This is a genomic window from Alteromonas sp. ABV4_150 (genome assembly GCF_056311745.1).
Map to the genome: position 1 here is coordinate 2,804,121 of NZ_CM149971.1, position 13,764 is coordinate 2,817,884.

The 13,764-nt window shown below is 43.2% G+C and carries 12 protein-coding genes and 1 other RNA gene; 11 read left to right on the forward strand and 2 right to left on the reverse strand.

Annotated elements, in window-relative coordinates; genetic code table 11:
* Nucleotides 1–192 precede the first annotated feature (192 nt).
* The 7 genes from pspA to maiA all read left to right on the forward strand — a co-directional run bounded on the left by pspA (nucleotide 193) and on the right by maiA (nucleotide 6,600).
* Nucleotides 193–876, forward strand: a complete 684-nt coding sequence (pspA, locus tag ACYX4M_RS12200; protein ID WP_334057568.1) for a phage shock protein PspA — start codon at nucleotides 193–195, stop codon at nucleotides 874–876.
* Nucleotides 877–951: 75 nt separating this feature from the next.
* Nucleotides 952–1,191 (forward strand): envelope stress response membrane protein PspB, encoded by a 240-nt coding sequence (pspB, locus tag ACYX4M_RS12205; protein ID WP_039222985.1) that lies wholly within the window; start codon nucleotides 952–954, stop codon nucleotides 1,189–1,191.
* A complete protein-coding gene (pspC, locus tag ACYX4M_RS12210; RefSeq protein ID WP_334057570.1) occupies nucleotides 1,188–1,634 on the forward strand; it encodes an envelope stress response membrane protein PspC in 447 nt (148 codons plus the stop codon). Before pspB ends, pspC begins: the two co-directional genes overlap by 4 nt.
* Nucleotides 1,635–1,838: 204 nt before the next feature.
* On the forward strand, nucleotides 1,839–2,639 hold the full coding sequence (gene phhA, locus ACYX4M_RS12215) for a phenylalanine 4-monooxygenase (RefSeq protein ID WP_476080311.1): 801 nt from the start codon (nucleotides 1,839–1,841) through the stop codon (nucleotides 2,637–2,639).
* Between the two features lie 214 nt (nucleotides 2,640–2,853).
* Nucleotides 2,854–4,410 carry a transcriptional regulator TyrR gene (gene tyrR / locus ACYX4M_RS12220; RefSeq protein WP_476080312.1) on the forward strand — a complete coding sequence of 519 codons (1,557 nt, stop codon included), beginning with the start codon at nucleotides 2,854–2,856 and terminating at the stop codon, nucleotides 4,408–4,410.
* A 349-nt stretch (nucleotides 4,411–4,759) separates the two neighbouring features.
* Nucleotides 4,760–5,770 carry a fumarylacetoacetate hydrolase family protein gene (locus tag ACYX4M_RS12225; protein WP_476080313.1) on the forward strand — a complete coding sequence of 337 codons (1,011 nt, stop codon included), beginning with the start codon at nucleotides 4,760–4,762 and terminating at the stop codon, nucleotides 5,768–5,770.
* A 176-nt stretch (nucleotides 5,771–5,946) separates the two neighbouring features.
* Nucleotides 5,947–6,600, forward strand: a complete 654-nt coding sequence (maiA, locus tag ACYX4M_RS12230; RefSeq protein WP_476080314.1) for a maleylacetoacetate isomerase — start codon at nucleotides 5,947–5,949, stop codon at nucleotides 6,598–6,600.
* Between the two features lie 57 nt (nucleotides 6,601–6,657).
* Here maiA and ACYX4M_RS12235 read toward each other — a convergent pair whose 3' ends face one another.
* A complete protein-coding gene (locus ACYX4M_RS12235; RefSeq protein ID WP_014948689.1) occupies nucleotides 6,658–7,125 on the reverse strand; it encodes an Lrp/AsnC family transcriptional regulator in 468 nt (155 codons plus the stop codon).
* Between the two features lie 319 nt (nucleotides 7,126–7,444).
* Here ACYX4M_RS12235 and ACYX4M_RS12240 point away from each other — a divergent pair, with 319 nt between their 5' ends.
* A complete protein-coding gene (locus ACYX4M_RS12240) occupies nucleotides 7,445–8,503 on the forward strand; it encodes a Glu/Leu/Phe/Val dehydrogenase dimerization domain-containing protein (RefSeq protein WP_476080315.1) in 1,059 nt (352 codons plus the stop codon).
* Nucleotides 8,504–8,589: 86 nt separating this feature from the next.
* Nucleotides 8,590–8,686: signal recognition particle sRNA small type (gene ffs, locus ACYX4M_RS12245), an RNA gene on the forward strand.
* Between the two features lie 15 nt (nucleotides 8,687–8,701).
* Here the strand turns inward: ffs and ACYX4M_RS12250 are convergent.
* Nucleotides 8,702–9,007 (reverse strand): late competence development ComFB family protein, encoded by a 306-nt coding sequence (locus ACYX4M_RS12250; protein WP_476080316.1) that lies wholly within the window; start codon nucleotides 9,005–9,007, stop codon nucleotides 8,702–8,704.
* A 269-nt stretch (nucleotides 9,008–9,276) separates the two neighbouring features.
* Here ACYX4M_RS12250 and ACYX4M_RS12255 point away from each other — a divergent pair, with 269 nt between their 5' ends.
* Nucleotides 9,277–10,365: a tryptophan 2,3-dioxygenase family protein gene (locus ACYX4M_RS12255; RefSeq protein WP_476080317.1), complete on the forward strand. Its 1,089-nt coding sequence runs from the start codon at nucleotides 9,277–9,279 to the stop codon at nucleotides 10,363–10,365.
* A gap of 452 nt (nucleotides 10,366–10,817) precedes the next feature.
* Nucleotides 10,818–13,718 carry a TonB-dependent receptor domain-containing protein gene (locus ACYX4M_RS12260; protein WP_476080318.1) on the forward strand — a complete coding sequence of 967 codons (2,901 nt, stop codon included), beginning with the start codon at nucleotides 10,818–10,820 and terminating at the stop codon, nucleotides 13,716–13,718.
* The last annotated feature ends 46 nt before the right edge of the window (nucleotides 13,719–13,764 follow it).

The following is a 13,764-nucleotide window of genomic DNA, read 5'->3' on the forward strand; positions in this document are numbered from 1 at the left end:
CAATTAATAGTGTAGAACAAAACATGTTGATAAACGAGTATTATTTGAACGTCCAAAAAGCGTATAAAAAATAGCAGGTTAGCGTTTAAACAAAGTTGGCAAGTATATTGAATACTACCTATACCAAGAGTAACCTATTTATCAAGTGTGGTGTTTTTTAACACTTACCATTTTTAGCAAGAGGTAATTATTATGGGTATCTTCTCGCGTTTTACAGATATTGTGAATTCGAATATTAATGCGATTTTAGACAAAGCCGAAGATCCTGAGAAAATGGTTAGATTAATCATTCAGGAAATGGAAGACACATTGGTTGAGGTGCGCTCTGCATCAGCAAAGACGCTAGCCAATAAAAAGGAAATTGCTAATCAAATTGCAAAGCATGAAAGCGATGCAAATGATTGGGAAGCAAAGGCAGAACTTGCGTTAAGTAAAGATAGAGAAGACTTAGCTCGAGCTGCGCTGCAAGAAAAGAAAAAGTCTGCAGAAGCTGGTGAAGCGCTAAGTAAAGAATTAGCTATTGTTGATGAACAAATCAGCAAGCTTCAGGACGAAATTGGTCAGCTGCAAGAGAAACTTGCCGATGCTAAGAGCCGCCAGAAAGCCATTATCATGCGTCAGAAAACCGCAAGTTCTCGTCTAGAGGTCAAGAAGACGTTAGACAGTACGAAGGTAGATAATGCAATGGGACGCTTTGAGCAATACGAGCGTAAAATTGACGATCTTGAATCACAAGTAGAAGCTTATGATTTGGGTAAGAAGACATTGCAAGATGAATTTGCTGAACTAGAAGCGAGCGACAAAGTCGAGGACGAATTAGCTGCGCTTAAAGCCAAGGTGAAAGGTGCAAATAAAAGCACTGAAAAATCAGAATAATAAGAATAGGGTATGCCCTCTTGATGGAATACCGTGAAGAGGGTAGTTACATCAGAGTTTGTAGGAGACATTGAGATGGATGAAGGTACAATTGCAGTATTGGTTATGCCCCTTGTGGTGTTCTCAATATTTGTTGCTCCCATTTGGCTAATTTTACATTACCGAAGCAAAAAGCAGGTGAATCAAGGATTGAGTGCAGAGGAGCACGCTTCTTTACAAGACCTTGCTGAAAAAGCAGAAAAAATGAGTGAGCGCATTGAGACATTAGAGGCTATTCTAGATAGCGAGGCGCCTGAGTGGAGGAACAGAGCATGAGAAATGGTAAGCAGCTCTATCGCAACCCCGAAAATGCACGCATTGCAGGTGTATGTTCAGGCATAGCGGACTACTTTGGATTAGAAACCTGGCTTGTAAGAATTTTGGTCGTTACTGGTTTCTTTTTACTTGCTGGCCCCTTTATCTTTGTTGCCTACATTGCTGCGTGGTTCATTCTAGACAAGAGACCAGCCGGCTTAGAAAATGCACCCACACCACCGGTTTTTTCAAAAGGTAAAGGCTGGACGAATTCAAACGCTGGACAAGTGAAAAGCCCCAAAGTTGAGGTGAAAACTAAAGTTTGGCAGGCTGGAGAGCCACCAAAACAGGCCTTTCACGATATTCGCAATCGCTTTGAAAAAGCAGAGATTCGTCTACGTAAAATGGAAACCTATGTAACGTCTCGCGAATATCAGCTGAATAAAGAAATTAGTCGTCTATAACTGACCTAATACCCTATAAACATTTTATACAAAAAACCGCTCGCAATGAGCGGTTTTTATTTTTTAAATCAAGGGTTTTAGTCCTCCATGTAAAATTCTTGTTACAGCGAATGCAAACGTGCCATGGGGGCATCTACTTTTCGGCGTCGCGAATTTCATTAGACTAAAAGGCAAGTTTTTTTAAACCTATTGGTCACAGAATTTATGCCAAAATCAACGCAATACCAGTCGAGACAATCTGATGAAAATGGCATTATCCATTGGTCAGACGAAGAGAACCAAATTTGGTCGGAGCTTTATGCGAGACAAATTCCACTGGTAAAGGAAAGAGCGTGCCAAGAGTATTTGGACGGGCTTGATTTGTTGAAGTTAAATGAAAAAGAAATTCCACAGCTACCAGACATCAACAAAGTTCTAATGGAAAAAACTGGGTGGCAAACCGCTGAGGTGCCGGCATTAATAAATTTTGGTGAGTTTTTTAGGTTGCTGGCAAACAAACAATTTCCGGTTGCTACTTTCATTCGCACACGAGAAGAATTTGATTACTTGCAAGAGCCTGATATTTTTCATGAGGTATTTGGTCACTGCCCGCTGTTAACAAACCCAGCCTTCGCTCATTTTACCCATACATATGGCAAGTTGGGTTTAGCGGCCAGTAAAGAAGACCGAGTTTACTTAGCGCGTCTTTATTGGTTTACCGTAGAGTTTGGACTGGTTAGGGCTAAGGATGAGTTAAAGATATATGGTGGTGGTATATTGTCTTCACCTGGCGAAACTATTTATGCGTTAGACAGCGACACGCCGTTGCGTAATCCACTTACTGCTATCGATGCTCTGCGTACGCCTTATCGTATCGATATTATGCAACCTCTTTATTACATTCTGCCAGAGTTCGATCATCTGTTCGAATTAGCAGAGATGGATATCATGGCGCTAGTACAAAAAGCGAAATCCTTAGGGTTATTTTCCCCACTTTTCCCACCGAAAGAGAAAAAAGCCAGCTAGTACTATTGTTAATCAAATGTGTTTTATATAGGATGCCGCTCATTGAAGCGGCATTTTTAATTTCTGCGGCTTAGTCCTCTTCTTTCGTGCTGTTTACGTCTTTAAAAGTAGTTGCTTATCGCAAATTTAAAGTTCTGTAACATTTATCTTGTTATCTTTTTGTAAAAGTGTGATATCCTGTACATATATGTTTACAATAAAGCTATAACACCCTATGCGTCTAGAAATAAGCTGTCAGGACCGTCTTGGGATCACTCAAGATGTATTAGATATCCTTGTTACAAAAGAAATAGATTTGCGCGGTATTGAAATTGATCCCGCAGGTAAAATTTTCCTTAATTTTCCCAATATTGAGTTTGCTGATTTTCAGCATCTTATGCCTCAAATACGTCGTATCGATGGTATCGATGATGTAAAAACAACCTTATTCATGCCGGGAGAGCGTGAGAAAAATCAACTTTCTGCCATTTTGCGAACCCTGCCTGACCCAGTTTTCTCAATAGATGCTAAGGGCAGCATCTTATTGTGTAACGAAGCGGTAAGCGCTGGACTTGAAACGCCAAGCAATGAAATTGTTGGTACTGAGATCAGTGAGGTTGTTAAGGGTTTCAACTTCACTAAATGGATGGATGGAAAGTCACCGGGCCCACAGTCGTCAAAAGTGAAGTTCATTCAGCAGGATTACCTTGCTGATATGCTGCCGATTACCGTACCTGATGGCGAGCAAAACATGATCATGGCGGGTGCCGTGGTGATTCTAAAATCGGAAATGCGCCTTGGCCAGCAGTTTACTGCTTTCCACCAGTCGCCTACAGATAGCTTCGATCGTTTTATCACTCAATCGCCATTTATGAAACGAGTGGTCCACGAAGCAAAACGAATAGCGGATTTAGACGCACCTATACTAATTTTTGGAGAGACGGGCACGGGTAAAGAGATGATTGCCAGGGCATGTCATCAGTCTAGCCGTCGCAGCGAAGGGGCATTTTTAGCACTTAATTGCGCATCGCTACCCGACAGTGTTGCAGAGACTGAACTGTTTGGTTATGCGGCTGGTGCGTTTAATCAGCCAAGCGCTAAGGTTGGGCTCCTAGAACAGGCAAAAGGCGGCACGCTATTACTTGATGAAATAGCCGATATGTCATCTCAGCTTCAGGCCAAACTGCTTCGGGTTTTAGAGGATGGTGAATTTAGACGCGTTGGCGATTCAGAACCGGTTAAAGTCGATGTACGCTTTATTTGTACCACATGCCGTGACTTGGGACAGCTGGTGGAAGAGGGACGGTTTAGAAAAGAGTTATATTATCGCCTAAACGTACTGAGCTTGGTTATGCCGTCCTTAAAAGATAGAAGGCAGGACATTGTGCCGCTGGCCGAGTCCTTTATTGTACAGCACAGTACTAAACTGGGCCGTCGTCCAGCAAAACTAAGCAAGTCTTGCGTAGATTTTCTTCAGCAGTATCCATGGCCTGGCAATGTAAGACAGCTTCAAAATGCTCTTTATCGCGCATTATCATTGCTTGATGGAAAGGAAATAACGAAAGAAGATATTCAGCTGCCAAGCTGTGCCCCCAGCGTAACCTATATAGATGAGAACTTTGACGGGACATTAGATGAGGAAGTAAAGAAGTTTGAAAAGGACCTGCTCAAGCGTTTATACCCTTCCTATCCAAGTACGCGACAATTAGCGAAAAAGCTCGGCTTGAGTCATACTGCGATTGCAAACAAGCTGCGAGAGTATGGCATCAACAAAGCTACTGTTAAGCTCTAACCATCGAAAAAAGTAATGCCCTTTGGTTCATGCCTAATGACAAAGGGCAACACGGCTTGATGCTTTATAGTAAGGCTACGCCTCCGTTACGATAAATTTACATCGCCTAAGAGGCAGATAATCAGCGCCTTTCCTTCTCGGTAACCGATATTGTGCGTACATCCTTTCTTACAGCTAAACAAAACTTCGTTTCTCAAACACTTCTCAACACATACCAACTAGTGGCATAACTGTACTCACACAATGCTTACCATCTGCTGGCACAGCAAGGCGACTCTCATTTCAAATTTTACAAATTGAGAGATTAGGCACATGTTCCAAGCAAAAGAAATATGTCGAGGAAAGAACAATGAAATTAGCTACCTATAAAAACGAAACCCGCGATGGCTGCCTGATGGTAGTGTCGAAGGATCTTTCTCGCGCTTGCAGTGCAAAGGACATTGCAAAAACAATGCAACAAGCGTTGGATAACTGGAAAGAGATAGCACCCCAGCTTCAGTTGAAGTACCAAGCACTTAACGACAACACCTGCGATAGCGTTCCGTTTGATGCCTCTCGCTGTGAGTCGCCTTTACCACGAGCGTATCAATGGGCAGACGGAAGTGCGTATGTAAATCACGTTGAGTTAGTGAGAAAAGCTCGTAATGCAGAAATGCCAGAGAGTTTTTGGACTGATCCGCTCATGTATCAAGGTGGCTCAGATGACTTCATTGGGCCTCTTGATGACATAATACTGCCAAGTGACGACTGGGGAATTGATTTCGAAGGCGAAGTCGCCGTTGTTACTGATGACGTGCCGATGGCATGTTCACCTGAGCAAGCTTCTGAGCGCATTCGTCTTATCATGTTAGTAAACGATGTATCCCTTCGAGGCTTGATCCCCGGTGAACTGGCAAAAGGATTTGGTTTCTTTCAATCCAAACCTGCTTCTAGCTTCTCGCCGGTTGCAGTAACACCAGATGAGTTAGGCGATGCATGGAAAGAGAGTAAAGTTCACCTGCCGTTACGCTCAACTTATAACGGGGAACTGTTTGGCAAGCCACATGCTGGGCAAGACATGACCTTTGACTTCGGCCAGTTAGTTGCACATGCCGCAAAGAGCAGAAACTTGGGGGCAGGAGCAATTATTGGCTCAGGTACGGTGTCCAATAAACAGGGCACAGACCATGGGTCAGCCATTGCAGAAGGCGGGCTAGGTTATTCATGTATTGCTGAAGTACGCATGATTGAGACTATACGCGACGGAAAACCTTCTACGCCTTTCATGCAATTTGGCGATCGTATTCGCATTGAAATGCTAGACACAGAGGGCAACTCAGTATTCGGGGCTATCGAACAACAGGTGAAGCCACTGAACTAAAGATTTAGCAGGGGAAAGTGGTAAAAGCGGCAACGATCCTTTTGTTCACTGAGCAGGCCCTTGTTTACAGGGCTGTTCGTTGCTTTTCTCACTATATTTTATAGAAGTGAAAGCGTTGATGCATAACGATCACTGGCGCTTTCTTTGGCTATATGTTTGACCGATGGAGTATTAGCATGAGCATCAAGCTTTACGGTTATTGGCGTTCAACCGCGTCGTATCGAGCGCGTATTGCACTTAATTTAAAAGGTGTCGAGTACGAGTATGTGCCAGTGCATCTTGTCAACAACGGCGGTGAGCAACATAGCAGTGAATATTCACGATTAAATCCAGCACACCTTGTCCCAACTTTTGTTGATGAAGATGAAGATATCATTCTTAATCAATCTTTAGCCATTATCGAATATCTTGATGAGCGGTATGAAAGTGAGTACAAGCTAGTGCCAGAGCACAGAACAGAGCGTGCTAGAGTAAGAGCGTTAGCGCAAGATATCGCCTGTGACATACAACCCATAGGCAACCTTCGAGTGTTAAATGCGCTTAAAGGTAACTTTGAGGCCTCTCAAGGTGATGTGGCTAAGTGGGCTGCGCATTGGATTACACTGGGCTTCGATGGAATTGAAAAGCGCCTACAAACTCAAGCTGGCAAGTATTGCTTCGACTTTGACGTTACACTTGCTGATATCTGCTTAGTACCGCAAGTGTACAACGCACAGCGTTTTAATGTGGACATGACTCGCTACCCGCTAATTAGTAAAATAGCGGATAATTGTAATCAGCTGAATGCATTTGAAAAGGCGAGGCCTGAGAATCAAACCGACGCACTTTAATTTTTAGAGTCATAAATAATGGGGTCAGAGTCATGACTCTGACCCCATTAGTTTTTGCTATTGACGTTTGATTGGAAGTTCGGTGGTGTTTTTGACTTGCTTCAATGCGAATGTTGAACTTAAATGATCCACGAGCGGAAGGTGCGTCAATTTCGTTTTAAGTAAGAATTCGTATTCTTCAATACTTTCCACAATTACTTTGAGTAAATAGTCTTTTTCGCCGCTAGTAGTGTGGCACTCCACTATTTCATCGATATTTTGAACTGCATTTTCAAAGTCGGTCAGCGAATCACCATCATGATTTTTAAGCGTGACATAGATAAAAACCGATACGCCCAGGTTCAGCTTTTTGCTGTTAAGTAAGGTAACTTTGCCTAAGATAATTCCGTCGGCTTCCATTCTTTTAACGCGGCGCCAACATGGAGTGTGTGATAATCCAACACGTTGACTTAAATCTGCCATTGATACCGTGGCGTCTTGCTGAAGCACGCGTAAAATTTCACGGTCAAACTTATCCAATTTCATTAACACTGTTTCCGTCGTTTTTATGATGTTTATTATATATCAAAAAAAATTCTAGGATAGCTGTCCTAGAAAAATAGTATTCAATTCTATTGCGTTTCAGTTTGTAAAATTCATTAACAAACTTTGCAAGGCATGTCCTCAGAACCATCGGATACACTTTCTAAAATGTTGACGATTATTGCGAGGCCGACGCTAATTGACTAAGTGTATCGCAAATCGTTATCAGACTCTCACTTCAATCCAAATGAGCACCGTTTAGAATTCGTGACAGCTCAGACTTGGATAGGCCTTAACTCATTACAGTATTAATAGGGAAAATATGTCAGTTTTTGATCACCCAGAGTTCGATAATCACGAACACGTTGCGTTTTATCATGACGAAAAGGCGGGCCTGAGTGCCATTATTGCTGTACACAATACCAACCTCGGTCCAGCACTTGGCGGCTGCCGCATGTGGCCCTATGTTAATAGTGGGGAAGCGTTGACCGACGTATTGAGATTGTCTAAAGGGATGACATATAAAGCTGCCATGGCCAATTTAGAACTTGGCGGCGGAAAATCGGTAATAATTGGTGATCCCCGAAAAGCAAAATCGCCAGAAATGATGAAAGCGATGGGGAAATTTGTAGAGTCATTGGGGGGGAAATACTTCACTGCTGAAGACTCGGGAATTTCAGTAACTGATTTGCAAACCATGGCGACAGAGTCTGATTACATAGCGGGTGTCAAAGCTCAGTACCATTACGCTGGTGAAATACCTGATGGAAACCCAGCGCCGTCAACTGCTTATGGCGTCTTTGTAGGTCTTAAGGCTACTGTAGAATATGGCTTGAAACGTAGCCTTGATGGTGTAAGTGTTGCTATTCAAGGGATGGGACACGTTGGTTATCGTCTTGCTAAACATTTGCATGAACACGGTGCTAAATTGTATGTGGCAGACATCTTTCCTGAGGGCGTAGAGAAAGCGGTAGCTGAGTTCGGCGCAACTGCGGTAGCGCCAGAGGAAATTTTAAGTTTAGATGTGGATGTACTTGCACCATGTGCATTAGGTGCATCAATAAATGACCAAACGCTACCGGCGATTAAAGCAAAAGTGATTGCTGGTGCGGCTAATAATCAGCTTGCTCGCGAAGACATTGGTGAGTTACTTCAGCAGCGTGGCATATTGTATGCGCCAGATTACGTCATTAATGCCGGTGGTGTTATTGATATTTTCCATCAGCGTATGGAATCGAGTTCAAATGAAGCGCTTCGTGCACACATTGAACAAATAGGCGCTACGCTTAAAGAAATTTATACTCGCGCTGAGCAAGAGGGAGCGGCGACTAACCGTGTAGCAAATGTTATCGCTGAAGAGAGATTTTCTATAAAGGGTTGAAAACTCATGGCCAAATAGTCATAATGCGCCCCGCACTCAAGCAGGGGCGAATGACTTTGCTTTGAATGCAATTTTCTATGGTGGGCTTTTGGTCCTCCCGCAATGATACTCTGTGAACCCGGTCAGGCCTGGAAGGGAGCAGCCGCAGCAGACGACTCATGTGCCGGGATGTGGCTGGAGGCCCGCCACCCAAATCTCTTATTCTACTTCTTCTATATCTTCTTCCGTATTTTCTTTCTTACTTTTCTCTGTTTCGTCTAAATATTTTATTGCTTTGCTAATCGCGTGCTCAACATTCATTTCCATTTGATTGCGCTCACTTTGCGGCAGGTAAAATGCCATATCAACTTCGTATCGAATATAACGCGGCGGAACCTGATTTAGCGCGAGACAGCATAAATCCGCCAAATAATCGGGGCTTTTAGTCGTATCAAGACCAAGCTTGGAAATTCGTTCTAAGACTAGGTGTTCATAATAGTTGTGAATGTCATCATCTAGTTTCACCTTCGTTCCCCTTATAATTTTCGTGAGCATCGTGCTTTAGCGGTTTATATAGTGTGCAAGCAATAAGTTACACAACAAGCCTAAGACTTAAAAGAGTCTTTAGCTTATACAAAGCCTTCAAGCTTGGAATGGATACATTCGTTTACGCTACAGTGCTAAGACATTACTAATAACTGTGTAACCTTACTATGTATAGCTTGTATTCTGTGGATGTCGAGGCGGGGGTGTTAGATTAACACAGTTCAAATCAGTAATAAGGCAACAATAAAATGAAAAAAAATATAGAGCCATGCTACTACGGCGATTACTTACATTTAGACAAAGTGCTAGGCGCGCAAGAATTGCAAAGTGAAAAATACGGCGAGGCAGCGCATGAAGAGATGTTGTTCATTATCGTACATCAAGTTTACGAGCTGTGGTTCAAACAGGTACTTCACGAACTTAATGCGGTTATCGATACTTTTAACCAAGAAACAGTGAAAGACCAGCAGCTAACACTAGTTGTGCACAGACTGCAGCGAATCATACAAATTCAGAAACTTATGAATGACCAAATTGCTATTATGGAAACCATGACGCCACAGCAATTTTTGTCGTTTCGAGATTATCTTGTTCCTGCGTCTGGCTTCCAAAGTATACAGTTTAAGCGTTTAGAAATTTCTCTCGGTCTAAAACGTGATTTCCGAATCGATTTCGACAAGCAAAGCTTTTATAACCGACTTAACGATAAAGACCGGGCACTGCTCGAAAGCCTAGAAAGCAAACCAAGCTTGTTTGAATTGGTAGATGATTGGCTTTCTCGTATGCCCCTTTTAAAAACAGAAGCTTTCGACTTTTGGCAATATTATAAAAATGCAGCAGACGAGATGTTAAATGATGATCATCATACTATTTCTACGAGCGATATGTTGTCGGAGACTGACAAGCGTCAGGAGTTAAAAGATCTTCAGACCACTAAAGAAAACTTCGATGCGTTATTTGATGAAACTAAATTTGAAAAGCTTCGAGGTGAAGATAAGTTCCGTTTAAGCCATAAGGCGATGCTTTCTGCGTTATTTATAAAGCAATACTCTGAAGAGCCAATATTCAACCTTCCATTTCAATTAATCACAGCACTTACTGAAGTAGACGAACAGTTAACGATATGGCGCTATCGTCACGCAATGATGGTTCAGCGTATGCTGGGTACTAAAATAGGGACGGGCGGCTCTTCTGGTCACCACTATCTAAAGAAAACCACCGAATCCAATCGCATTTTTCTAGACTTCTTTAACATGGCAACATTCTTATTGCCTAAAAGTGCATTGCCTGAATTGCCCGAAGCTGTGAGAAAGCAATTAGGGTTTTATTTGCAGTAGCCTTGAAGCAAATTAACACGAACAGATAGGCAAATTAACAACCGATGTATGTAGATTCACACTTCGGTCTGTTGACCGCATGGAAAAACACCTAGATACATTCGTTTCAGCTCAAATTACTCGTTTAAAACAATGAATATAATCAAAAATTAAGGCAGGGCGCGGTGAGACTTTAAGTGTAACTCACGCCTTGTCACATGGGTGTACAAAAAATAATCGCGAAGGTTGTTTTTTGAGCTCCAAATGTTAAATGTAAGTTAATATTTACAAAAGGAGATAAAAAGTCGAAAAAAAATTGAACTTTTGTGGAGCACCCGTCTGATCTCAGTTGACCGCTCGCTTAGGATGTGGTTATTATCAAAGTGAGGCTTTGACCTTACTAATAATAATTCGTTATATAAACGATTTAAGAAACACACACTAAGAGTTTTAGTGGTCCAGGGAGACAATACATGTTTACAAACTCTAAGCTGGCTAAGTCAGTAAAGTTAGCGTGCGCATTCGGTGCGGTAGCTGCGACAGGAATTAGCGTACCAGCGTACGCTCAAGAAGATGCACAGGTAGATGAAGCTGCAGTTGAAAAAGTGCAGGTTGTTGGTTCTCGTATCCGCAAGGTTGACTTCGTAAGCAACGCGCCAGTTGCTACTGTTGGTATCGAGCAATTTGAATTAACCAACTCGGTTAACACCGAAGCGCTTCTAAACACACTACCACAAACAATTCCAGGTCTAGACCGTTCGTCTAACAACCCAGGTGGTGGTATCGCTACAGTTGACCTTCGTGGTCTTGGCACAAACAGAACACTAGTTCTTATCGACGGTGTTCGCGCTGTTCCTACTACATCTGGTGGTACAGTTGACATCAACACAATCCCAGCTGCGCTTATCGAAAACGTAGAAGTACTAACAGGTGGTGCATCTGCGGTATATGGTTCTGACGCGGTAGCGGGTGTTGTTAACTTTGCGCTTAAAAAGAACTTTGAAGGCGTAGATTTCAATACAAGTTTTGAGACTACTGAAGAAGGCGACGCTGAAATTTGGAACGGCTCACTTACTTTAGGCGGTAACTTCGCAGATGATCGCGGTAACGTTGTTGTAAGTATGCAGTACACAGAGCGTTCAGCGCTTTTTGCCGACTCTCGTGATATCTCTAGCGTTGCACTAACAGACGCTCAAAATGATGACGGTAGCTTGTTCCTAGAACCATTCGGTTCATCTGGCGTACCAGGTACGTCAATCTTCACCGCTGGTCTACCAGATTCATTCAACAGTGGCGCCATTTTCAACCAAGATGGAAGCATTCGTCCATTCGTACAGGGTGGTGCTGAGAATGATTTCTATAACTTCGCTCCAGTAAACTATCTACAGTTGCCACAGCAGCGTCATAACATTACTGCAATGGGTCATTTCGAAATCAATGACACTACTGAAGTGTATATGCGCGGTAGTTTTGCAAACAGTGACGTTCCTCAGCAGCTAGCAGCTACACCTATTTTCCAAACATCGACGTTTACGCTTGACGGCAACCCATTTATTGACCCAGCAGCACAGCAAATCCTATCTGATGCTGTAGGTGATGGTGTTGACACTGATGGTGATGGTATTGCAGACACAGGTACTGCTTTCCTACGTCGTCGTTTGCTAGAAGTTGGTCCTCGTATTGTTGAAGATGACAACACGATGTTCTCAATGCTTGCTGGTCTTCGTGGTTCATTCGGTGATTCAGCATGGACATACGACACGTACTTCCAAACTGGCCGTGTTAACCAAAACTCTATTCAGTTAGGTAACGTTAACCGTGCACGTTTTGACCAAGCGCTTATTCTTGCTACAGATGAAGCGGGCAATGTTGTTCTTGATGCAGATGGAAACCCAAGCTGTGCAAACACTGCAGCGAATGGTTCACTAGTTAGCTGTTCACCTATGAATCTATTCGGTGAAGGCAACATTTCTGCTGATGCTGCAGACTTCCTTCGCACTCGCGTAAACTCTACGTCAGAGTACGAACAGAAACTTTACGGTTTCAACATCAGCGGCGACACAATGGACTTCTTTGAACTTCCAGGTGGCCCAATTGGAATCGCGTTTGGTTTTGAGCGTCGCGAAGAGAGCTTCTCTTTTGACCCATCACAGGATCTTGCAGCAGGTACAATTGCTGGATTCAACGGTTCAGGCCCAGTTGCTGGTGGCTTCGACGTAAACGAATATTTTGTTGAAGCGTATCTACCTCTTGTAGAGGGTGTTGAGTTTGCTGAACTTGTTGATTTAGAGCTAGCATATCGCTACGCAGACTGGTCAACGGTAGGCGGCGTAAACGCTTATAAGATTGCGGGTTCATGGACTGTTAACGACACTCTTCGTTTCCGCTCAAGCTTCAACCGTGCGGTACGTGCTCCGAACATTGGCGAGCTTTTCTCTCCACAGAACGAAGGCTTCCCACCAGCTGAAGATCCATGTTCATCAAAAGCGTCTGATCAATCAGATGCAGTTCGCGCAATTTGTACAGCGACAGGCGTTCCTGCTGATGCAGTGTTTACTCCAACACTAGACGCGGTATCTGGCCAGACTCGTCAGGTAAGTGGTGGTAACCCTAATCTCCAAGAAGAAACAGCTGACACAATGTCTGTTGGTTTCGTAATTACGCCAATGGACGAACTAAGCGTGTCTGTTGACTACTTCGATATTGATATTGAAGACGCGGTATTCGGTTTTGGTGGTGGTACCAACAACGTTCTTTCTACGTGTTATGACCCGTCAAATGAACTAGGTGGTGTAGGTTCTGCATTCTGTGATGTTGTTAACCGTCGCCCAGATGGCTCTATTGATTTCGTAGAAATTCTTAGCCAGAACGTAGGTTCAATCAAACTTACTGGTGTTGATATCGTAGCTGACTACGCTATGGAAGTAGCGGGCGGTGACATGCGTCTTAACTACCTTGCTACTTACACAACTGAGAGCTCGTTCCAGTCATTCGCTGGTTCAGAGGTTATCGATTGTGCGGGTACATTTGGTAATACCTGTGGCGAGCCAACTCCTGAGTACGTTCACCGTATGACAGTTGCTTGGGGTATGGACGACTTTGACGTTCAGCTTCTATGGCGCTTTATCGGTGCAACTGAAGATGATGATGATGGTACTGTTTACTTCCAAGAAGACACTGGTTCATTCAGCTACTTCGATCTGTCAGGTACTTACCACATTGGCGAAAACTATCGTCTAAACGCAGGTATTCGTAACCTAGCAGACCGTGAAGCGCCTCGCTTCGGTGGTAATGCTGAGCAGTCAAATACATATCCTGCAACATACGATGTATTTGGTAGAACTTACTTCGTAGGTATCTCAGCTAGCTTCTAATAGCTTATTGCTTTATAAAAAAGTGGGCATTGCCCACTTTTTTTTT

Bases quoted from the DNA above. Each gene is read 5' to 3' on its own strand.
- pspA (WP_334057568.1), top strand. From the start codon at position 193: ATGGGTATCTTCTCGCGTTTTACAGATATTGTGAATTCGAATATTAAT.
- pspB (WP_039222985.1), top strand. From the start codon at position 952: ATGGATGAAGGTACAATTGCAGTATTGGTTATGCCCCTTGTGGTGTTC.
- pspC (WP_334057570.1), top strand. From the start codon at position 1,188: ATGAGAAATGGTAAGCAGCTCTATCGCAACCCCGAAAATGCACGCATT.
- phhA (WP_476080311.1), top strand. From the start codon at position 1,839: ATGCCAAAATCAACGCAATACCAGTCGAGACAATCTGATGAAAATGGC.
- tyrR (WP_476080312.1), top strand. From the start codon at position 2,854: ATGCGTCTAGAAATAAGCTGTCAGGACCGTCTTGGGATCACTCAAGAT.
- ACYX4M_RS12225 (WP_476080313.1), top strand. From the start codon at position 4,760: ATGAAATTAGCTACCTATAAAAACGAAACCCGCGATGGCTGCCTGATG.
- maiA (WP_476080314.1), top strand. From the start codon at position 5,947: ATGAGCATCAAGCTTTACGGTTATTGGCGTTCAACCGCGTCGTATCGA.
- ACYX4M_RS12235 (WP_014948689.1), bottom strand. From the start codon at position 7,125: ATGAAATTGGATAAGTTTGACCGTGAAATTTTACGCGTGCTTCAGCAA.
- ACYX4M_RS12240 (WP_476080315.1), top strand. From the start codon at position 7,445: ATGTCAGTTTTTGATCACCCAGAGTTCGATAATCACGAACACGTTGCG.
- ACYX4M_RS12255 (WP_476080317.1), top strand. From the start codon at position 9,277: ATGAAAAAAAATATAGAGCCATGCTACTACGGCGATTACTTACATTTA.
- ACYX4M_RS12260 (WP_476080318.1), top strand. From the start codon at position 10,818: ATGTTTACAAACTCTAAGCTGGCTAAGTCAGTAAAGTTAGCGTGCGCA.